The organism is Actinoplanes oblitus (genome assembly GCF_030252345.1).
Taxonomy (GTDB): Bacteria; Actinomycetota; Actinomycetes; order Mycobacteriales; family Micromonosporaceae; genus Actinoplanes; species Actinoplanes oblitus.
Genome location: NZ_CP126980.1, coordinates 6641515 through 6661815, shown reverse-complemented (window position 1 = coordinate 6661815; position 20301 = coordinate 6641515). Strand labels below are relative to the sequence as shown.

Genomic DNA, 20301 nt, shown 5'->3' with positions numbered 1-20301 from the left:
TCCGGCGCGCTTCGGCGTACCTTCGCGGCGTGCGTGTTCATCACCTCAACTGCGGCACCATGCGCGCCCCCGGCGGCGCCCTGGTCTGCCACGTGCTGCTGGCCGAGACCGACAACGGCCTGGTCCTGGTCGACACCGGGTTCGGCCTCGGCGACCTGGCCGACCCGGCGACCCGCCTCGGCCCGCCCCGGCACCTGCTGCGTCCCGCCCTGGACCGCGAGGAGACCGCTGTGGTCCAGGTGGAGCGGCTCGGTTTCCGGCCTTCCGACGTACGCCACATCGTCGTCACCCACTTCGACATCGACCACATCGGTGGCCTGGCCGACTTCCCGCACGCCCAGGTCCACGTCACCGCCGCGGAGGCCGAGGGGGCCCTGCGCCCGCCGACCCGTGGCGAGCGCCGCCGGTTCCGCAGCGCCCAGTGGTCGCACGGCCCCCACCTGGTCGAGCACACCCCGCAGGGCGAGAGCTGGCGGGGTTTCGCGGCGGCCAAGGAGCTGACCGGGATCGCCCCCGGCATCGTGCTGATCGCGCTGCCCGGGCACACCCGCGGGCACGCCTGCGTGGCGGTCGACGCGGGTTCCCGCTGGCTGCTGCACTGCGGTGACGCGTTCTACCACCGCGGCACCCTGGACGGCACCCGGGTCCCGCTCGGCCTGCGGATCGCCGAGACCGCTGTGGCCTTCGACCGTTCCCAGGTCCGCGCCAACCACGCCCGCCTGGCCGCCCTGCACCAGCGCGCCGAACCGGACCTGACCCTCCTCTCCGCCCACGACCCGGTCATCTACGCGGCCCTCGCCGCCGCCTGAGCACCGCTCCGGTCCGGTCGTCCACGCCGCTCCCGCCGCTCTCGTCACCTTCCGGCCTCCGCCGCGGTCCGTTGCCGGCGCGGCCCCGACAGGCCCTTGGCCGCCACCCTTGATCCCTTTTCCGATGCGTCTCGCGAATCCCATGAAAGGCAATTCCGGAAATCGGCCGATATGCTGCTGACCTGCGAAAACGTCATTTGAATGAACGCCAGGTAAACGCCAGGAATTTTGCGGCCATGGGTTACCGTGGCCGATGTGCCAGCGGTTTTGGAAGCGACCAGAAATACCGCACGTAATCTGGTCCGGAAGGAAACCCCCGCCCGCCTGCGCCTGTGGTCGGTGCTGGTGGTCCTCGCGGCCACCGCCCTGCTCGCGGCGACCAGCCTGGTGATGGCCCGGGTGCGGGGCGAGATCCGGGTCATCGGCCGGGAGGCGGCCCCGCAGGCGGCCACCGCCGCCGACCTCTACTTCGCCCTCAGCGACATGGACGCGCAGGCCACCCGCCTGCTGCTGACCGGCGACGCGGACGCCCTCGCGGGTACCCGGGTCGACGCCCTGGGCGCCTACCGCGAGCGGTCCCACCAGGTCGACGCCGACCTGGAGCAGGTGCTCGCGGCCGGCGCCGCCGACCGGACCGTCGTCGTCGACCTGCTGAACGGCCTGGCCGTCTACCACCAGCGGATCGGGCAGACGATCACCGCGGCCGACCGGGTCGAGCGGCGGCCGGCCGGCCGGCTTCCCGCCGAGGCGCTCGGTTATTACACCCAGGCGACGAACGTGCTGCACCAGCGCCTGCTCCCGGCGGCCCAGCACCTGCGGGACGCGGCCACCGCCCGGCTCGACCGGGCCTACTCCGGCAAGCACGCCACCGAGGCCACCGGCTACACGCTGATCGTGCTGCTCGGCGGGGCCCTGATCGCCCTGCTGATCATGCTCCAGATCTGGCTGGCCCGCCGGTTCCGCCGCGCGATGAACCCGGCACTGCTCGGCGCCACGGCGCTCAGCCTGGTGCTCGCCCTCGCCGCGATGGTGGTGCTCGGCAGCCAGGCCGGGCGGATGTCCGCCGCGCGGGAGGAGCACCTGACGCCGTACCTCGAACTGTCCCGTCTGCGCGCGGTCGGATACGACGCCGCCGCCGACACCAGCCGCTACGTCGTCTCCGCGAACCTGGCCCTCTACCGGGACGACTTCACCGGCAAGTCGGAGTGCCTGACCTCCCCGACGTTCGAGGTGGAGTACCGGTGCGGGCACGGCCTGACATGGCTGGCCGGCTCCGAGGCGCTGCGGCGCTGGGAGGCCTACCGGCGCGATCACCAGAAGGTGCTGTCGCTGGCCGAGGCGGGCCGGACCGGCGCGGCGGTCGACGCCCTGACCGGCATCCGGCGTGGCGACGCGGCTTTCGACTTCGCCTACTTCGACGCGGCGGTGGGCGCTGTCACCGACGTACGAAAGCAGGGTTTCGCTCGTGAACTGCGTGCCGCGGAGCGCACGCTGCGCGGCTGGGTGGTGCTTCCCGTGCTGGTCCTGGCCCTGGTCATCCTGCTGGTGCCGCTCGGCGTGCGGCGCCGGTTGGCGGAGTACCGATGAGGAGCCCGGCGATGAAGAAGTCTCTCGCGGCGGTGCCCGTCCGCGCCGCGCGGACGTTGCCGGTGGCGGCGGCCGCGCTCGCCGGCCTCCTGCTGCTGACCGCCTGCGAGGGACCGCGACGGGCCGACGACCCGGTGTCCTGCGCGTCCGGGGAGGCCGGCGGGCAGGGCTCGTCCGCGCAGGCCAACGCCGTCAACGAGTGGATCGAGCAGTACCAGATCGCCTGCGCCGGAGCGGCCGTCGCCTACACCAGCAACGGCTCCGGCGCGGGGGTCAAGGCGTTCACGTCCGGGACGGGTGATTTCGCCGGTACCGACGCGGTGCTCAGCGATGCCGACCAGGCGGCCGCGACCACCCGGTGCGGCGGCGCGCCGCCGGTGCACCTGCCGCTGGTGATCGGGCCGATCGCGCTCGCCTACAACGTGGCCGGCGTCAGCGACCTGCGCCTGGCCCCGGCGACCATCGCGAAGATCTTCGCCGGCAAGGTCACCACCTGGAACGACAAGGCGATCGCGGCCGACAATCCGCGGACGGCGCTGCCCGCCACCCCGATCCGAACGGTCCACCGCGAGGACAACTCCGGCACCACGGCGAACTTCACCCGGTTCCTGGCCGCGACCGCCGACTGGCCCTTCCCCGCAGGCGCCACCTGGCCGGTGCCGGGTGCCCTCGCGGTCCGGGGCAGCGATCGGCTGGCCGCCGCGATCGCCCGCACCGACGGCGCGATCGGTTACGTCGAGGCGTCCTATGCCCGGGTCAACGAGCTGGCGATGGCACATGTCGGCAACTCCCACGGCGATTTCGTCCCGGCCACGGACGAGGCCGCCACCGCCGCGATCGCCTCAGCCGGGATCACCGGCGACAACGATCTACGCCTCGACCTCGACTACGACCTGCCCGGCGGCGCCTACCCGCTGGTGCAGGTGACCTACGAGATCGTCTGCCGGCGGGGCGCCTCGGCGGTCACCCGCGGCTTCCTCTCCTACGCCGCCAGCCCGGCCGGCCAGCGCGCCGTGTCCGGTGCCGGGTTCGCGCCGCTCCCGGATACGCTGCGTGAGCGGGTCTTCGCGGCGGCCGCCCACCTGGGCTGACCCTGGGTGTTGGCGCTCACAAGGTGATTGTCAAGGCATTACCTCCGCAGCCACGATCCAGTATGGTGAGCGCTAACATTCGGGAGAGGAAGCGCGACGTGACGATCGGGTCGGATGCCCTGCGCCAGGACGTGTGGCTGGCCAACCAGGTGATCCCGAAGGCCGGCTTGGCCCAGCTCACCTGGGGAAACGTCAGCGGCGTCGACCGTGCCGGCGGCTACTTCCTGATCAAGCCCTCCGGCGTGTCGTACGACGACCTCACCCCGGACATGCTGGTCCCCGTCGACCTGGCGACCGGCAAGGTGCTCGACGGTGACCTGCGCCCGTCGGTCGACACCGAGTCGCACCGCGCGTTCTACCTGGCCTGGCCGTCGATCGGCGGCATCACCCACACCCACTCCGCCAACGCTGTCGCGTTCGCCCAGGCCAACCGGGACATCCCGGTGCTCGGCACGACGCACGCCGACACCTTCAACGGCCCGGTGCCGGTGACCCGGGGGCTGACCCCGGAGGAGTGCGCCACCGACTACGAGTTCAACACCGGCCAGGTGATCATCGAACTGATCGGTGACGACGAGGCCGCCGCCGCCATGCCGGCCGCCCTGGTCGCCAACCACGGCCCGTTCACCTGGGGCGTCTCGCCGAAGAAGTCGGTCGAGCACGCCATCATCGTCGAAGCGGTCGCCGACATGGCGATCAAGACGCTGGCGCTGAACCCGGCCGCCGCCACGCCGCAGCACCTCCAGGAGCGCCACTTCAAGCGCAAGCACGGCCCGGGCGCCTATTACGGCAACCCGTCCACCAAGTCCTGACCCACCCCGGACGCACCCGTTGCCCGTCGTCGCGGCAGCGACCGGCGAGCACCGAACAGAACGCGGTGCGTCTCTGGGTGGGCCTCTCGGGCCACCGTTCCCCGACTTCTGCTGAGTTGGCGGGGATCGCGTGACCCGCCGGCCCGGGCGTGGCTGGGAGCATCGCCCGGGCCGGCAAAAACCCGCCCCACTCATTGCCACCAGTCGTCATCGTCGAAGCCGGCCGTGAGTCCCTGCCGGACCTTGCCGCGCTCGGCGAGAAGCTTCTCCACCCGGGCGGTCGCACCGACCTGCCGGCACATGGTGACGGCCTGCTGAAACCGTTCCTCGTCGACCCGGCCCAGGGCGAAGCCGCACAGGGCGGTTCCGGCGAGTGCTTTGGCTCGCTCCCACGGATTCCCGATCTCCTGCGCGATGATCATGGCTCGCTCGAATGCGGCCCGGGCCTCGCCGGCCCGGTGGGTCTTCAGGAACAGCGCGCCCTGGATGTTGTACGCCTCGGCTTCGCCGTGGCGGTCGCCGAACTCCAGGAATATCGTCAGGCCACGGTCCAGCAGGCCGGCGGCATGCTCGAAATCCCTGGTGCAGATACGGATGCTGGCCATCTGATTGAAGCCATAAGCCTCGCCCCGGCGATCGCCGAGTTCTCGGTAGATCGACATGGCGCGTTCCGTCAGTTCCGTGGCCTGCGGATATTTCTTCCATCTACCCCGGATGACACCCAGTTCGGCACTGGTCCAGGCGGTGCCGTACAGATCGCCCGCGAGCTCGAGCAAGCCCGCGGCCCTCTCCTGGAATTCCTCGGACGCCGGCCAGTCACCGGCGATACGCCGGAGCACGCCGAGTTGCGCGAGTGCCCATGCCTCGCCGCGGGAGTAGCCGATGTCGTGATAGACGATCACCGCTTGCTCCTCGGCTGCCTCGGCGCCGGCGAAGTCGGCGGTGAGCAATTTCAGGATGCCGATTTCGACGAGGGCGGCGGCTTCACCGTGGCGGTCGCCGAGTTCGCGGCAAAGCCGCAGGGAGTTTTCTTGCAACTCCGCGGCCAGGCGATAGTCACCGGTCCGTTGCGCGAAGACGCCGGTCTCGCCATATGTCCAGGCGATCCCGGCCAGGTCGTTCCGCCCCGACAGGATGTCGAGCGTGGCGTCCAGTAGGTGGATGGCCTGGGACCATGGCCCGTCCATGTGCAGGAGGGCGATGATGGACCGGGTCAACTCGACGACACGTTCGTCCTCCTGCTCGGCGCGGGCGTACTCCAGCGATGCCAGGATGCTCGTGCGCTCGACGCGGAGCCATCGCACCGCCTCGGCTCGGGTGGTGATCGCCGGCGCCGGCGTGGTCAGCGGCCGCGCCGGTGGGACTGCCGCCGAGCGCCGGCCGCTGTGCTGCGGCAGCCATGGGTCGCAGCGTGCCGTCATGTGCAGGTAGTAGTCGAAGAGGCGGTGAACTGCCGGCGTCCGTTCTTCGCCGGTCGTCCGGCTCCGGGAGTAGGTGGCGATCAGATCATGGAGACGGAACCGGCCGGAGGTCGGCTGGCTCAGCAGGCGTTGGGTCAGCAAGCCGCGCAGGAGCCGCCGTGCGTCGGTGAGGGAGACGTCGACCAGCGCGGCGGCGGCGTGAGTATCGAAGTCATCGCCCAGCGAGAGGCTGAGCAGGCGTAGCGCCCTTTGCTCGGTGGCCGGCAATCGCTGGTAGGAGAGGTCGAACGCGGCGGCCACGCCGAGTTCCTGGTCGTCGAGCCGCGAGTCGATGGCGGAAAGGTGATCCTGTGCTGTTTCCAGATCCGTCAGCACCTCCGCGGTGCCGGGCGCGTTCGCTGTTTCCAGACCGGCGGCGAGGATGGTGATGGCGAGCGGAAGGTAGCCGCACAGGCGAACGATCTGGACGGTGGCCGTCTCCTCCGCCTCGTCCGCCGCCGGTCCGCGCAAGCGAGCATAAAGATCTGTCGCCTCCGCCTCGGAGAAGACCGTGAGTGGCAGCAGCGAGGCGCCGAACGTGCGCCGGAGCCCGGTCAGGCGGCGCCGGCTGGTGACGAGCACGAGACAGTCGGATGCGCCGGGAATCAGCGGCGCCACCTGGTCTGTTGCGGCGGCGTTGTCCAGAATCAGCAGGAAACGGCGTCCTGCCATGCGATCCCGCCATCGCGCCGCTCGCTCATCGAGGCTTTCCGGGATCTGCTCCGCGGTCATGCCGGTTGCCAGCAGCAGGTCGGTCAGCAGATCCTCGGGACGCGCCGGTGAGCGGCCTGGCGTGTGCGCGTGCAACTCGATGAAGAATTGGGCGTCCGGAAACCGGGTGCTCAGCAGGTGCCCGACATGGATCGCGAGCGTCGTCTTCCCCACTCCGGGCATGCCGTCGATGGCATAGATCGTGACGCCGCGGCTGGCCTCGGCGTCACGCACCAGGATCGCCACCTGGTCGGCCCGGCCGGTGAACGACACCGTGTCTGCTCGCAGCGAGCGAACCGGGTGGAAGGTGGTGGTGGTGTCGGGACCGTCTCGCAGGATGAACTGATCACCGTGGACCTGGTTGAAGGTGCTGCGATCGGCGGCGGTGCCGTATTGCCGCCCCTCGGGTCCGGTCATCAGCGATGGTTGTACTGATTGCCGGCGATTTGATGGAAGGTGCTGGTGTCGCGCGAGGTGCCGGTCATGATGATGCTCCGCACGCGAGAAGTCTGGGTGTCTGTCAGCATCGGCAGCAGCGTCGTGGTGAGGACGTCCTGCAGGTCGGTGGCGAGTTCCGGGTGGTCGAGCAGGAGCTCCTGCACCCGGCCCCGCCACACGTCGACGACAGCGTCAACGGTGTCCGGGTCGCCGGCCTCGCCCGCGGTCACCACTCGCTCACGGGTGACGTCGAGGTCGGTGGCGATGGACTCGGTGCCGGCAGCCGCGTTACGCCGCCGCCACACGCCGAGAGCGGCGGCCCGAGCGTCCGACCAGGTCTGGGTGGCCATCGCTGATACCAGCGCGGTCGCGAACGCCAATGCTGTGGGATCCATCGTCGTCCTCTCGTCAGCTACGTTCACTGAACGTTATCTCGCAGATCCTCTCCGTCAATGTGGGTCGTCCCTCGCCGGTGTACTTCCAGCCTTACGGCTTCAGATCGGCAGGCCACGTTCCACCGCGTCGAAGGTCAGCCCGGCCATCTGCCGCAGGTGATCCCGAATGGACGTGGGATCGTCTCCCGCGCGAACCCGCCGGCGCACCTCGGCATGCAGGGTGGCATCCGCCGCGGCCAGCAAGGCGGCGGCAACACGCGGCATCGGATCGTCAGCGCCGGTGCCGGTCACCGCACGCAACGCCTCCGCCAGTGCTGACTCCGTCCGGTCCCGCAGGTGCCGCAGTCGTGCCTGCAGCGCCGGACTCTCGTCGATCACCCGCCAGAACTCGGCGATGCCCGGTTGCAGCCCGAGCGTCGGGTCCTCGCGATCGATCTCGGCCAGGAACGCCCGCCGTGCCGCGGCCGCCACGGACTCGCCGGCGGCCCGTGCGCGGATCGCCGCCGGAAGCCGCTGGACGACCTCGTCCTGTCGGTCGAAGAAGAGATCTTCCTTGGTCGGGAAGTAGTTGAACACCGTATTCACCGAGACCGGAACCGCCCGTGCCACGTCGGCCACCGTCACGCGGTCGAATCCGCGCTCCAGGAACAGCCCCAGTGCGACGTCGGCGATCGCGGTCCGCGTCGCACGCTTCTTCTCCTCGCGCAGTCCCATGGAGCGAATCCTAGCGTCACTTAAAACTTGGTGTGACACCAAGAATCGCCTATGGTGTCGGCATGACTCTCACCTTCGGCATCTACCCGGGCGGCCACCTCACCGACGACCCGGAGACCCAGGGCCCGCCCGACGATCCCGCCAGGATCGTGGCCGCCCTCGACGAGCTGGGGGTCTCCCTGGTCCGTGGCTATGTGCACTACGCCGACGAGCCGCCCCGGGTGCCCGAGGCCCCGCCCGAGCCGGTCCAGTTCGCCACCGGTCACCGCCGCCTGGACCTGGTCACCTGCTTCCGCTCGGACAACCCGGATCTCACCGGCTGGCTCGAATTCCTCCGCACCCAGCTGCGCCGGCACGGCGACCGTCTGGCCTGCCTGCAGATCGCCGAGGAGCCGAACCATGCCGGTCTGGGCGGTGACGGCGGCTCGCCGGTCGTCCGGGACGCTGTGGTCGCCGGCGTCATCGAGGCCAGACGCGAGGCGGGCCGTCTCGGGCTCGACGTGCGCATCGGCTGCAACTCCACCCTGGACTTCGACCCCGCCCAGGAGTTCTGGACCGATCTCGGCAAACGTGGCGGCGACGAGTTCCGGGACGCCCTCGATTACGCCGGCCTCGACTTCTTCCCGGATGTCTTCCGCCCCATCGCGCCCGGCGATCTGTCCGAGGTCGTCGCCGCCGCGCTGACCGGTTTCCGCACCCAGAGCCTGGCCGCCGCCGGCCTGCCCGGCACGCTCCCGATCCACATCTGCGAGCACGGCTGGGGCACCGGTCCGGACCGTCCCGAGTCCCGCCAGGCCGAGGTGCTGGCCCTCGTCGTCGACCTGGTGTCGGCCCACGCCACCACCCTCAACATCGACACCTACGAGCACCACGCTCTCCGCGACGCCAACTCCGCCACCCCCGACCCGCTCTTCCAGCTGGGTATCCTCCGCGACGACTACACCCCGAAGCCGGCCTTCGCCACCTTCCGCGACCTCATCGCGCAACTCGCCTGACCACCCGTGCCGCTCCGTCGCGGTCGCTTCGTCGCACGCGAGTCGCTCAGGTCCGCTCGGCCCGAGGTCCGCCCACCGTCCCAGGCCGCGCCAAGCACTCCACCCTTTCGGTACGCCGCGGAGCGCTCGCCCCGTCTCCCGCACCACGCCCGCGGGTGGCGGGACGGGCCGGCTCCGTGGCTCACGGTGGGTCGGGCGATCTCCGGCGCTCCGGCCGGAAGGCACTATGTCTCCGGCGAGGGCTGGCGCAGCCCGGACGGGGTGACCCGGCTGTTACCGGTGCGGGGAAGCGGTGGCCGTACGTTGCGACCCGAACCAGGATCCCGCCCGGCCGACGGGGCGATGTTGCCCGTGTCCCGGCTCTGGTTGGTCGCGGCGCTGTCGGTGTCGCGCCTCCGGTTGGTCGTGGTGCTGTCCGTGTCGCGGCTCCCGCCGTCCGCGCCGCTGCTCGCTGCGCGGTGGCTGCCCGTGGTCGCCGCGTTCACCGTCCCGCCGGCTGCGGCGTCGGCCGTGTCGCTGACTTCGGCGGTCGCGCCGTCGGGCCTGGGCGCTGTGGCGGCTGGGCGGGGGTGCGGGATGCTCGCGGCTGCCGGGCCGGGTTCCGGGCTGGTGGTGGGGCAGTGCCAGGTGAACTGGGTTCCGGCGAGCGTGACGGTGGCGCCGGATGGACAGAGGCCGGATTCGCGGTCGCCGGGGGAGTCGGTCCGGCCGTAGCAGATCATCAAGCTGGTCACTGTGGCGTCCGGGTCGGTGTGTACGGCCCAGACTTCGCCGTGGCCGGTCAGGCCGGTGCCGCCGGTGGTGAGGACGGCGGCTCGGCCGCGGAGCGGGATGGTGAGGTCGCGGCCGACGGCGTCACGGATGCGGAGAGTGCCGGAGAGCCGGGGGTGCCGTCGGCGGCGCAGCCATCCCGGGACGTTTCCGGAGAACCCGGATCGCGTTCCCAATCCGATCACCTGTCCTTTCGTCGCTCCCTACGACAGATCAGCTCTACGCAGGCAGTTCAGCGGTCTCTGGTCCACCCTCGGAATCGGCGGCCGGTGCTGATGTCCGGATATCTCCGGGTGGTGACGAATGCCGCCCGGTGCGCGGCGTGAGCCAGTGGCTCGCCGGGTCGGAGACGCCGGCCGGGTCCGGCGGGGATGGTCGGAACTGACGGGGCGCTGGCCGGGGTGCGGCCGGAAACGGCGAAACCCGACGCGGGGACGAGGCGCGCCGCCGGGGGAGCCGTCAGGTGAGGCGAGGACGGCGAGCGAGTGGCGTAGGGGCCGACGATAGCGGACAACCGGCGCGCTCGGTGAGCCCGGCGGTGTGCCGGGTGGATCGATGATCCTGTGTCGCCGTCGAACACCTCTCGGACTGTAACGGCGATGAGTGCGGCGAGGCGGGTTCATTCACCACTGCGGGTGAGGCGGATCAACCCCTGCCCGCAGTCGCGTGACCACGTGAGAACACGCCGAGGTGACCGGCAGCCGGGGCGGTGACCGGGATGGATCAGGAGCGGGCAGCGGTGCTCGCGCGCCGGACCAGCTCCGGGGCGACGATGACGTTCGACGGCGGGCTTTCGCCGTCCGCGTGGGCCATGTGGTGCAGCAGGAGGGCCAGCGCCCGCCGCCCCATCTCGGCGAAGTCCTGGTGCACAGTGGTCAGCGGCGGCAGGAAATACCCCGAGTCCGGCATGTCGTCGAAACCGACCACGCTCACCTCCTCCGGCACCCGCCGCCCGGCCTCGTGCAGCGCCCGCAGCATGCCCAGCGCGATCCGGTCGTTGGCGCAGAACACCGCGGTCACCGACGGGTCGGCGGCCAGCCGGCGCCCCTGCTCGTAACCGGCAGCGGCGTCCCACCACCCCGGCGTCACCGGCGGCACCACGGCCCCGGCCGCGTAGAGCGTCTCCCGCCAGCCGTCGACCCGGGCCTGCGCCTCCGGCCAGTCGGGTGGCCCGGCCGCGTGGTGCACGGTGGCGTGGCCGAGGTCGAGCAGGTGCTGGGTGGCGATGCGAGCCCCGGCCGCGTTGTCCACGCGTACCGTGGGAAAGGGATCGGCGCCGGAACCGGCGCCGCCCACCGCGACGCACGCCAGACCGGTCGGGGCGTGGGTGAGGGCGGTGGTGACGGCGGGTTTCGGGGCGATCGCGATGATGCCGTCGACGTCGTGCTGGGCGAGGCGGTCGACCGCCTCGAGGACCGGGCGGTGCGCCAGTTCGCGGACGGTGGCGACGCTGACCAGGTATCCGGCGGCGCGGGCGGCGCTCTCGATGCCGTAAAGCATCGACTCGGGACCGAAGAGTGTGGTCTCGAAGCCGATGATGCCGAGCGTGCGTGACTCCCGGGTGGCCAGGGTGCGGGCCGCGAGGTTGCGCCGGTAGTTGAGCGAGCGCATCGCGGCGAGCACGCGTTCCCTGGTCTCCGCCCGGACGTTGGGATGATCGTTGATCACCCGGGAGACGGTCTGGTGGGACACGCCGGCCAGCTTCGCGACGTCCCGCATGACGCTTCCCCGCTCCTTGCCGGATCGCGGCCGAAGGGCGGGTGAGGGCATCTGGGCAGCCGGTTCGAGGTCCGGTGCGTGGTCCGAGGTCGGCATTGGACGTGTCTACCAGGTGACCGGGTGATGGCTGCGAGTGATAACGCCGTTCTTGCAATCTGTCTGAAACAGCGAACCTGATCTCTTGACGGGCACGTTGAGAACGGTAACACTCACGAAACGCAAGCTGTGACAGCGGTCGCAGCTACTCGGCAATCTCCCCAGCGACGTCACGTGCTGTCGTTCGCTGGCTTGTTTGTTAACGGTAACAGTTACGGAGGTAATGGTGCGCGTGAAGATGATGGCGGCGGCGCTGACGGGCCTGCTGGCCGTGTCGGCGCTCGCCGGCTGTGGCAGCAAGAGCGACGACGCCGGCTCGGGCGGCTCCGGTTCCAGCGACGGCAAGCTGGTCATGGGCTTCTCCCAGGTCGGTGCCGAGAGTGGCTGGCGGACCGCGAACACCAAGTCGATCCAGGACGCCGCCAAGGAAAAGGGCATCGAGCTGAAGTTCTCGGACGCCCAGGGCAAGCAGGAGAAGCAGATCGAGGCCATCCGCGGCTTCATCACGCAGAAGGTCGACGTCATCGCCTTCTCGCCGGTGGTCACCTCGGGCTGGGACTCGGTGCTCAAGGACGCGAAGGACGCCGGCATCCCGGTGATCCTGACCGACCGCGCCGTCGACTCGCAGGACACCTCGCTCTACAAGAGCTTCCTCGGCTCGGACTTCATCAAGGAGGGCAAGGAGGCCGGCGACTGGCTGGTCAAGCAGTACGAGGGCAAGAACGAGCCGGTCAACGTCGTCGAGCTGCAGGGCACCGTCGGCGCGGCGCCGGCCATCGACCGGCAGAAGGGCTTCGCCGAGGCGATCAAGGCGAACCCGAACATCAAGGTCGTCAAGTCGCAGTCCGGTAACTTCACCCGGGCCGAGGGCAAGACGACGATGGAGAGCATCCTGCAGTCCACCCCGGACATCGACGTTCTCTACGCGCACAATGACGACATGGGTCTCGGCGCCATCGAGGCGATCGAGGCGGCCGGCAAGAAGCCGGGCAAGGACATCAAGATCATCACGGTGGACGCGGTCAAGGACGGCATGACCGCCCTCTCCGAGGGCAAGATCAACTACATCGTGGAGTGCAGCCCGCTCCTCGGCCCGCAGCTGATGGACCTGGCCAAGAAGGTGAAGAACAAGGAGGAGGTCCCGCAGCGGGTCCTCACCGAGGAGACCACCTTCACCCAGGAGCAGGCCAAGGCCGCCCTCCCGGACCGCAAGTACTGATTCACGGCAGGTGCGGTCCACCCCGGGGCTCTCGGGGTGGACCGCACCGCGCGGAACGGAGCGCACGATGGGCGAACCCACCACAAAACCGGTCCTCGAGATGACCGGCATCCGCAAGGTCTTCCCCGGCGTCGTCGCCCTGGACGGCGTCGACTTCCGTCTGTTCCCCGGCGAGGTGCACGCCCTGATGGGCGAGAACGGCGCCGGCAAATCCACGCTGATCAAGGTGCTCACCGGCGTCTACGAGATCGACGGCGGCGACATCGCGCTGAGCGGGAAGCAGGTCCGGATCACCGGGCCGCTGGCCGCCCAGAAGGCCGGGATCAGCACCGTCTACCAAGAGGTCAACCTCTGCACCAACCTCACCGTCGCGGAGAACATCTTCATCGGCCGGGAGCCGCGGACCTTCGGCAAGATCCGCTGGGGCCAGATGCGCCGCCGGGCCGCCGAGCTGCTCAAGCGGCTCGACCTGGACCTGGACGTGTCCGCGCCGCTGAGCACCTACTCGCTGGCCATCCAGCAGATGGTGGCGATCGCCCGGGCCGTCGACATCGAGGCCCGGGTGCTGATCCTCGACGAGCCGACCTCCAGCCTGGACGCCTCCGAGGTCGAGCAGCTGTTCCGGGTGATGCGCCGGCTCAAGGGCGAGGGCGTGGCGATCCTGTTCGTCTCGCACTTCCTCGACCAGATCTACGAGATCTCCGACCGGCTCACCGTGCTGCGCAACGGCCAGCTGATCGGCGAGTACAAGACCGCCGAGCTGTCCCAGGTGCAGCTGGTCGAGAAGATGATCGGCAAGGAGCTCGCGACGCTGGAGGGCCTGGAGGACAAGGCCCAGCGGTCCCGCACCAGGAGCGCCGGCGCGGAGCCGGTCCTGCAGGCCAAGGGTGTCGGCCGGACGGGCGCGATCGCCCCGTTCGACCTGACCATCCACGAGGGCGAGGTGGTCGGCCTGGCCGGCCTGCTCGGCTCCGGCCGCACCGAGCTGGCCCGGCTGCTCTTCGGCGCGGACAAGCCGGACCAGGGCGAGCTCCGCGTGGACGGCAAGCCCGTCACGCTGCGCGACCCGCAGGTGGCGATGAAGCGGGGGATCGCCTTCTCCTCGGAGAACCGCCGCACCGAGGGCATCATCGGCGACCTCAGCGTCCGGGAGAACATCATCCTGGCGCTGCAGGCGTCGCGCGGCTGGACCCGGCCGATCCCGCGTCGCCGGCAGGACGAGATCGTCGACAAGTACATCAAGGCGCTGCAGATCCGCCCGGCCGACCCGGAGCGCCCGGTCCGCAACCTGTCCGGCGGCAACCAGCAGAAGGTGCTGCTGGCCCGCTGGCTGATCACCGAGCCGCGGCTGCTGATCATCGACGAGCCGACCCGGGGCATCGACGTCGGCGCCAAGGCGGAGATCCAGAAACTGGTCGCCGAGCTCTCCGACGGCGGCATGGCGGTGCTCTTCGTCAGCGCCGAGCTGGAGGAGGTGCTCCGGCTCAGCCACAAGATCGAGGTGCTGCGAGACCGGCGGCTGATCGAGGAGCTGGAGAACACCGCCGAGGTCGACGCCGACCGCATCATGCAGACCATCGCCAGCGGAGCAAGCTCATGACCATCCTGAAGAACCGGCTGTTCTGGCCGATCGCCATCCTGGTGGCGATGCTGATCGTCAACGTGTTCACGTCACACCAGTTCCTCACCATCCACGACGGGCACCTGTTCGGGACGCTGATCGACATCATCCGGGGCAGCGCCCCGCTGATGCTTGTCGCGCTCGGCATGACGCTGGTCATCTCGACCGGCGGCATCGACCTGTCGGTCGGCTCGGTGATGGCGATCTCCGGTGCGGTGGCCTGTCTGCTGATCAAGGACCTGAGCGACCAGAACGCGATCGGCGCGGTGCTGCTCATCGTGCTCGTCGCGATCGCCGTCTCGGCCCTGCTCGGCCTCTGGAACGGCGCGCTGGTGGCGGTCGTCGGCATCCAGCCGATCATCGCCACGCTGATCCTCATGGTGGCCGGCCGCGGTCTGGCCCAGCTGATCACCGACGGGCAGATCATCAACGTGCAGTCCAGCCCGTACGCGACCATCGCCACCGGCTTCTTCCTCACCCTCCCGGTGGCCTTCCTGATCGCCATGGCAGCGGTCGCGCTGACCACGGTGCTGACCCGGCGGACCGCGCTGGGCCTGCTGCTGGAGTCGGTCGGTGGCAGCCCGAGCGCCAGCCGCCTGGCCGGCATCCGGGCCCGGCGGATCACCGTCATGGTGTACATCGTGTCCGGCGCCTTCGCCGGGCTGGCCGGCCTGATCGTCTCCGCGGACATCAAGAGCGCCGACAGCATCCACGCCGGCAACCTGATCGAGCTGGACGCCATCCTGGCCGTGGTGATCGGGGGCACCGCGTTGATCGGCGGCCGGTTCTCCATCATCGGCACGGTGATCGGCGCGATCCTGATCCAGACCCTGACGGTCACCGTGGTCGGCATCGGCGTGCCGGCCAAGGCGACACTGCTGTTCAAGGCGGTCATCGTGGTCGCGCTCTGCCTGTCCCAGTCGCCTGTCTTCCGCGAGAAGGTGTTCGGGCGATTCAAGTCGCGTCCCGCCGTGCGAGCCGAGGTTCCCGCATGAAAACCACCATCGACGTGTCGCCGGAGGTCGCGCAGAACGCGCCGGTCAACCCGCGCCGCCGCGTCTACCGGCCGAACACCAAGTACATCCCGATCCTCGCGACGCTGATCCTGCTGGTCGCCATGTACCTCGGCGGGGTGGCGAACCTGGCGCACTTCGACGAGCCCAGCGTGGTGGTCAACCTGTTCCGCGACAACGCGGTGCTGCTGGTCGTCGCGGTGGGGATGACCTTCGTGATCCTCACCGGCGGCATCGACCTGTCGGTCGGGGCGGTCATCTCGCTCACCACCACGCTCACCGCGACACTGTTGCAGGGCGGCTGGCCGCCGCTGGTGGTCCTGCCGCTGGTGCTGGTGCTCGGCGCGCTGCTCGGCGCCGGCATGGGCGCGGTGATCCACTACTTCAAGGTGGAGCCGTTCATCGCCACGCTGGCCGGGCTGTTCCTGGCCCGGGGCCTGGCGCTGTTCATCAACCAGGAGTCCATCCCGATCCGCGACGAACTGTGGCGGACGCTGTCCGACATGCGGATCCCGCTCGCCGAGGGGGTCAAGACCACCCCGATCGCCGTCGTGGCGCTGGTGTCGGTGCTGATCGCGGCCGGCGTGCTGGCCTGGACCCGGTTCGGCCGCAACGTCTACGCGATCGGCGGCAGCGCCGACTCGGCGCTGCTGATGGGCCTGCCGGTGGCCCGCACCCGGGTCCTGGTCTACACGATCAGCGGCTTCTGCGCGGCGCTCGGTGGTCTGCTGTACACGATCAACTCCACCTCGGGCCACGCGCTGCAGGGCGCCGGCACCGAGCTGGACGCGATCGCCGCCTGCGTCATCGGCGGGGTGCTGCTGACCGGCGGTTCCGGTTACGTCTTCGGCACCCTGCTCGGCGTGATGGTCTTCGGCCTGATCTCGACCATCATCAACTTCCAGGGCAACCTGAACTCGGCCTGGACCCGGATCGTGGTCGGCATCCTGCTCTTCGGCTTCATTGTTCTGCAGCGACTGGTTACACGGAGGGCTCGATGAGCAACGGGGAAATCTGGTTCCTGACCGGCAGTCAGGGACTCTACGGGCCGGAGACCCTGGAGCAGGTCGCCTCGCAGTCCCGGGAGATCGCGTCACAGCTGGACCGCAACCTCGACGCCGACGTCGTCTGGCAGCCCGTGCTGACCAGCGCCGAGCAGATCCTGGACGTCTGCCGCCGGGCCTCGTCGACGCCCGGCGTGCTCGGCGTGATCACCTGGATGCACACGTTCTCGCCGGCCAAGATGTGGATCGCCGGCCTGGACGCGCTGCGCGCCCCGCTGCTGCACCTGCACACCCAGCACAACGTGGCGCTGCCCTGGTCCGAGATCGACATGGATTTCATGAACCTGAACCAGGCCGCGCACGGCGACCGGGAGTTCGGGTTCATCGAGAGCCGGCTCGGCGTACCGCGCAAGACGGTGGCCGGGCACGTCAGCAACCCGGCGGTGGTCGCCCGGATCGCGACCTGGGTGCGGGCGGCGCGCGGCTACTCCGCGATGCGCAACCTGAAGCTGGCCCGGTTCGGCGACAACATGCGCGACGTCGCGGTGACCGAGGGGGACAAGGTCGAGGCGCAGCTCAAGTTCGGCGTCTCGGTCAACACCTACGGCGTCAACGACCTGGTCGCGGTGGTCGACCAGGTCGGCGATGCGGAGATCGACAAGCTGGTGTCCGAATACGCGGACACCTACGAGATCTCGGAAGAGCTGAAGGCGGACCGGAAGGAGTCGCTCCGCTACGGGGCGAAGATCGAGCTCGGGCTGCGGCAGTTCCTCACCGAGGGCGGCTTCAAGGCGTTCACCAGCAACTTCGAGGACCTCGGCGGGCTCCGGCAGCTTCCCGGCCTGGCCGTGCAGCGCCTGATGGCCGACGGCTACGGCTTCGGCGGCGAGGGCGACTGGAAGACCTCGGTGCTGGTGCACACGCTCAAGGCGATGGTCCCGGGCGGCGCCACCTCGTTCATGGAGGACTACACCTACGACCTCACGCCGGGCAACGAGGTCATCCTCGGCGCCCACATGCTGGAGGTCTGCCCCTCGATCGCGGCCGACAAGCCGAAGCTGGAGATCCACCCGCTCGGCATCGGCGGCCGCGAGGACCCGGTCCGCCTGGTCTTCGACGCGAAGCCGGGCAAGGCGATAGTGCTCGGCCTGGCCGATCTGGGTGAGCGGTTCCGCCTGGTCGCCAACGAGGTCGAGGTGGTCCCGCCGACAGCGCCGCTGCCGAAGCTGCCGGTCGCCCGGGCGGTCTGGAAGCCGGCCCCGTCGCTGTCCACGTCGGCCGAGTGCTGGCTGACCGCCGGCGGACCGCACCACACCGTGCTCTCCGCCGCGGTCGGCGCGGAGGAGCTGGCCGACCTGGCCGACATGGTGGGCACCGAGCTGCTGCTGATCGACGAGAACACGACGACCCGGCAGTTCACCAAGGAGGTGCGCTGGAACCAGGCGTACCACCGGCTGGCGCGCGGCTTCGGCCGCTGACCTGGTACGACGCGAGGCCGGTCCGGGGTTCCGGCCCGGCCTCGCGGGCGGGTGCTCAGGGCGTACGAAAGATCGGGTCTAAGCGGTTTGGATCTTCGCGTAGTCCAGGTCGCCGGCGAAGTAGTCGCACCCGACCGTCCGCTGGTCGCAGTCCAGCTTCCCGCCGATCGTCAACGGCCAGTTGTTGCGGATCGTGCCGGTCCACCCCTGCCGCCCGGCCACCCGTCGCCCGTCGATCGCCAGCGCCACCCCGGTGCTGACCCGCACGCAGGTCACCACGTGCCAGGCGCCGTCGTTGATGGCGGACGGCGCGATCGCCTTCAGCATGCCCCGGTCGCCGCGGAACGAGCAGGTCACCCGCCCGTTCGGGATCTCCAGCTTGAAGCTGCCGCCGCCGGTGGTGGCCTGGCCCTTCTGGATGATGTTGCCGAAGTGGTTGACGGTGCGCAGCCGCAGCGTCACCGCGTAGTCCCGGTCGCCGGGATTGAGCGCCGAAGCGTCCGGAACCACGACCAGGTGGCCCGGGTGCGCCGGCGGAGTGTCCGGCTGCAGTCGGTCGAAGCGGTAGCCGGTCGCGCCGTTCAGCGTCAGGCCGGTGCCGACCTCGCCGCCGATCTGCCCGTCAAGTCCGTTTCCGCTGCTGTCGGACATCCAATGGGCGCCGGGTGACTCGTCCATCGCCCAGGAGGCGAGGTCGGAAGGGTACGCGGCGCGGGCCGGCATCGGTGCGACGGTCAGCAGAGATGCCGTGGTCAGGAGGCTGAGCAGCGCGAAACGACGTCGCATGGCGGTCCTTGAGGGGTTTCGGGACGGAATCCTTATGAGACTAATGGCCAGAAAACCCTCATAAGCCATCAACCAGGCAAATCCCCGTCCGCGGGGTCTTCTCCGAGCCTCGCCAACCTTGGTAGCATCCCGCCGATCATGGCTGACGACCCCTCGGCGGCCGCAGCGGGACCGGTCCGTGGGAACACCGACAATCAGATAAGGAACGTGTCGAAGTGCTGCTCAATGGGACCGATGGTGAGACCTCGGAGCACAAGGTGATCGCACCCAACCCCGGACTGCCCAACCAGGCACTGCAGGTGCTGGCGCTGGCCCAGCGCACCGCGGAGGAGCACGTCGCGAGCGCTCAGCACCACGCGGACAAGATCCGCACCGACGCGCTGGCGGCCGCCGAGCAGATCGCCCGCGACGCCCAGGCACACGCCAGCAACGTGCGCCAGGAGGCCGACCGGGTGCTCACCGAGGCGCGTGCCGCGGCGGAGCAGATGGCCCGCGAGGCGCAGGCCCGGGCGGAGGAGGCCCGCCGCGCCGCCGACAAGATCGTGGCCGACGCCCGGCAGCGGGCCGAGACCATCGGCGCCGACGCGCTGCACGGCGCCGAGCAGCTGAAGCTGCAGGCCCAGCAGCGTTACGACGACGTGGTGGGCAGCCTGGGCGCCAAGCGCGAGGCGCTCCAGCAGCAGATCGAGGCGCTGGAGAACTTCGACCGCGAGTACCGGGGCCGGCTCACCCAGTTCATGCAGGGCCAGCTGCGCGCCCTCTGGGCCGACGCGCCGCAGGTCACCGCCGAGGTGATCGACGAGGAGCCGATCGCCGAGGAGATCGAGGCCGCCCCCCGGCACGGCCACGCCGAGGCCGACGACGAGGACTGACTCGCCTCACAACGGTCCGGACCGCCGCTGGTCCGGACCGTTGCGCTTTTCCGGTACGCCCTGGTCGCACGAACCGCCGGCGGATCTCCCCGATCCCGTCCACCTGGCTGAGCACGGTGAACCCGGCGATGTGGCACCGGCCTCCGCCGGCCCCAACCAGTCCCCGGACCCGCCGATGATCACGGCCAGCTCCAGCTCCCTGGTCAGCCCTTCCGGGCCGATGCCCTTGTGCACCGGGTGCGACCAGTTCACCTTCCGCCTCCCGGGCCCGGGTGGTCAGCGCACCGCGCTGCCCAGCTCCTGCAGGGCGCCACCCGGCGCGGGCTGCAGCAACATCGCGTTGAACGGGCCCCCAGCCCACCCTGCTCGTCGACGAGCCGGAGGGCGGACCCGGTGGCGGCGCGATTCCTTTATTGACGGGCCGGTGGCCGCTAGGGTGTCGATGGACATCGATGAAAGCGGGCCGCCTGGTGAGTGATCTCGGTGCTGCGGAGCAGTGGCTGGATTCGTGGGTTTCGCAAGTGAACGTTCAGGCCGAGCGCAGTGTTGACCTGGCTCGGCGGGTGGCGACGTCGACCGGATCGGCGACCGGTTGTGACGAGGCGGTGCGGGTCACGGTCGGGTCGGACAGTGAGACCGGCCGGGCGGTGATCGGCTCGTTCGGCTCCCGTTTCCCGTCCTCGGGCAGGCGGGAAGACCGATGACCGCCG

Annotated in this window: 18 protein-coding genes; 12 read left to right on the top strand and 6 right to left on the bottom strand. The window is 70.1% G+C overall.

All coding sequences use genetic code 11. The features are described from left to right. Window positions 1-29: 29 nt before the first annotated feature. From Actob_RS30080 to araD, 4 genes are all read left to right on the top strand, one after another. Entirely contained in the window at window positions 30-809 is a 780-nt protein-coding gene (locus tag Actob_RS30080) for an MBL fold metallo-hydrolase (protein ID WP_284915219.1), read from the top strand. A gap of 255 nt (window positions 810-1064) precedes the next feature. Next, a complete protein-coding gene (locus Actob_RS30075; protein ID WP_284915218.1) occupies window positions 1065-2396 on the top strand; it encodes a hypothetical protein in 1332 nt (443 codons plus the stop codon). 11 nt (window positions 2397-2407) lie between these two features. After that, window positions 2408-3487: a phosphate ABC transporter substrate-binding protein PstS gene (gene pstS / locus Actob_RS30070; RefSeq protein ID WP_284915217.1), complete on the top strand. Its 1080-nt coding sequence runs from the start codon at window positions 2408-2410 to the stop codon at window positions 3485-3487. 98 nt (window positions 3488-3585) lie between these two features. Then, complete coding sequence (gene araD, locus Actob_RS30065; RefSeq protein ID WP_284915216.1) at window positions 3586-4299, top strand: L-ribulose-5-phosphate 4-epimerase AraD; 714 nt, start codon at window positions 3586-3588, stop codon at window positions 4297-4299. A 191-nt stretch (window positions 4300-4490) separates the two neighbouring features. On the opposite strand, the gene Actob_RS30060 is transcribed toward araD, so the two are convergent. The 3 genes from Actob_RS30060 to Actob_RS30050 form a co-directional block, all read right to left on the bottom strand. Continuing rightward, window positions 4491-6887, bottom strand: a complete 2397-nt coding sequence (locus tag Actob_RS30060; protein ID WP_284915215.1) for a tetratricopeptide repeat protein — start codon at window positions 6885-6887, stop codon at window positions 4491-4493. Further along, window positions 6887-7303, bottom strand: coding sequence for a hypothetical protein (locus Actob_RS30055; RefSeq protein ID WP_284915214.1), 417 nt, complete (start codon window positions 7301-7303; stop codon window positions 6887-6889). Before Actob_RS30055 ends, Actob_RS30060 begins: the two co-directional genes overlap by 1 nt. Window positions 7304-7402: 99 nt before the next feature. Then, entirely contained in the window at window positions 7403-8017 is a 615-nt protein-coding gene (locus Actob_RS30050; RefSeq protein ID WP_284915213.1) for a TetR/AcrR family transcriptional regulator, read from the bottom strand. A gap of 62 nt (window positions 8018-8079) precedes the next feature. On the opposite strand from Actob_RS30050, the gene Actob_RS30045 reads away from it, so the two are divergent. Further along, on the top strand, window positions 8080-9012 hold the full coding sequence (locus tag Actob_RS30045; RefSeq protein ID WP_284915212.1) for a hypothetical protein: 933 nt from the start codon (window positions 8080-8082) through the stop codon (window positions 9010-9012). Between the two features lie 224 nt (window positions 9013-9236). Here the strand turns inward: Actob_RS30045 and Actob_RS30040 are convergent, their stop codons facing one another. Both Actob_RS30040 and Actob_RS30035 read right to left on the bottom strand, forming a co-directional pair. Beyond that, window positions 9237-9959: a hypothetical protein gene (locus Actob_RS30040; protein WP_284915211.1), complete on the bottom strand. Its 723-nt coding sequence runs from the start codon at window positions 9957-9959 to the stop codon at window positions 9237-9239. Between the two features lie 547 nt (window positions 9960-10506). Further along, window positions 10507-11502, bottom strand: coding sequence for a LacI family DNA-binding transcriptional regulator (locus tag Actob_RS30035; protein ID WP_284915210.1), 996 nt, complete (start codon window positions 11500-11502; stop codon window positions 10507-10509). Window positions 11503-11821: 319 nt separating this feature from the next. Between Actob_RS30035 and Actob_RS30030 the strand changes: the two genes are divergently transcribed. The 5 genes from Actob_RS30030 to araA all read left to right on the top strand — a co-directional run bounded on the left by Actob_RS30030 (window position 11822) and on the right by araA (window position 17933). Further along, a complete protein-coding gene (locus Actob_RS30030) occupies window positions 11822-12817 on the top strand; it encodes an ABC transporter substrate-binding protein (protein ID WP_284915209.1) in 996 nt (331 codons plus the stop codon). Between the two features lie 67 nt (window positions 12818-12884). Continuing rightward, the gene (locus Actob_RS30025; RefSeq protein WP_284915208.1) at window positions 12885-14417 is read left to right on the top strand and encodes a sugar ABC transporter ATP-binding protein; all 1533 of its coding nucleotides are present in this window, start codon (window positions 12885-12887) and stop codon (window positions 14415-14417) included. After that, complete coding sequence (locus tag Actob_RS30020; protein WP_284915207.1) at window positions 14414-15433, top strand: ABC transporter permease; 1020 nt, start codon at window positions 14414-14416, stop codon at window positions 15431-15433. Before Actob_RS30025 ends, Actob_RS30020 begins: the two co-directional genes overlap by 4 nt. Further along, on the top strand, window positions 15430-16452 hold the full coding sequence (gene yjfF, locus Actob_RS30015; protein WP_284915206.1) for a galactofuranose ABC transporter, permease protein YjfF: 1023 nt from the start codon (window positions 15430-15432) through the stop codon (window positions 16450-16452). The genes Actob_RS30020 and yjfF overlap by 4 nt, the downstream gene beginning before the upstream one ends. Then, window positions 16449-17933 carry an L-arabinose isomerase gene (gene araA, locus Actob_RS30010; protein WP_284915205.1) on the top strand — a complete coding sequence of 495 codons (1485 nt, stop codon included), beginning with the start codon at window positions 16449-16451 and terminating at the stop codon, window positions 17931-17933. The genes yjfF and araA overlap by 4 nt, the downstream gene beginning before the upstream one ends. Window positions 17934-18011: 78 nt before the next feature. Here the strand turns inward: araA and Actob_RS30005 are convergent, their stop codons facing one another. Beyond that, a complete protein-coding gene (locus tag Actob_RS30005; RefSeq protein ID WP_284915204.1) occupies window positions 18012-18719 on the bottom strand; it encodes a laminin G domain-containing protein in 708 nt (235 codons plus the stop codon). A 257-nt stretch (window positions 18720-18976) separates the two neighbouring features. On the opposite strand from Actob_RS30005, the gene Actob_RS30000 reads away from it, so the two are divergent. Together Actob_RS30000 and Actob_RS29995 are read left to right on the top strand one after the other, a co-directional pair. After that, window positions 18977-19591, top strand: coding sequence for a hypothetical protein (locus tag Actob_RS30000; protein ID WP_284915203.1), 615 nt, complete (start codon window positions 18977-18979; stop codon window positions 19589-19591). A gap of 452 nt (window positions 19592-20043) precedes the next feature. Further along, window positions 20044-20295: a hypothetical protein gene (locus Actob_RS29995; protein WP_284915202.1), complete on the top strand. Its 252-nt coding sequence runs from the start codon at window positions 20044-20046 to the stop codon at window positions 20293-20295. Window positions 20296-20301: the final 6 nt, after the last annotated feature.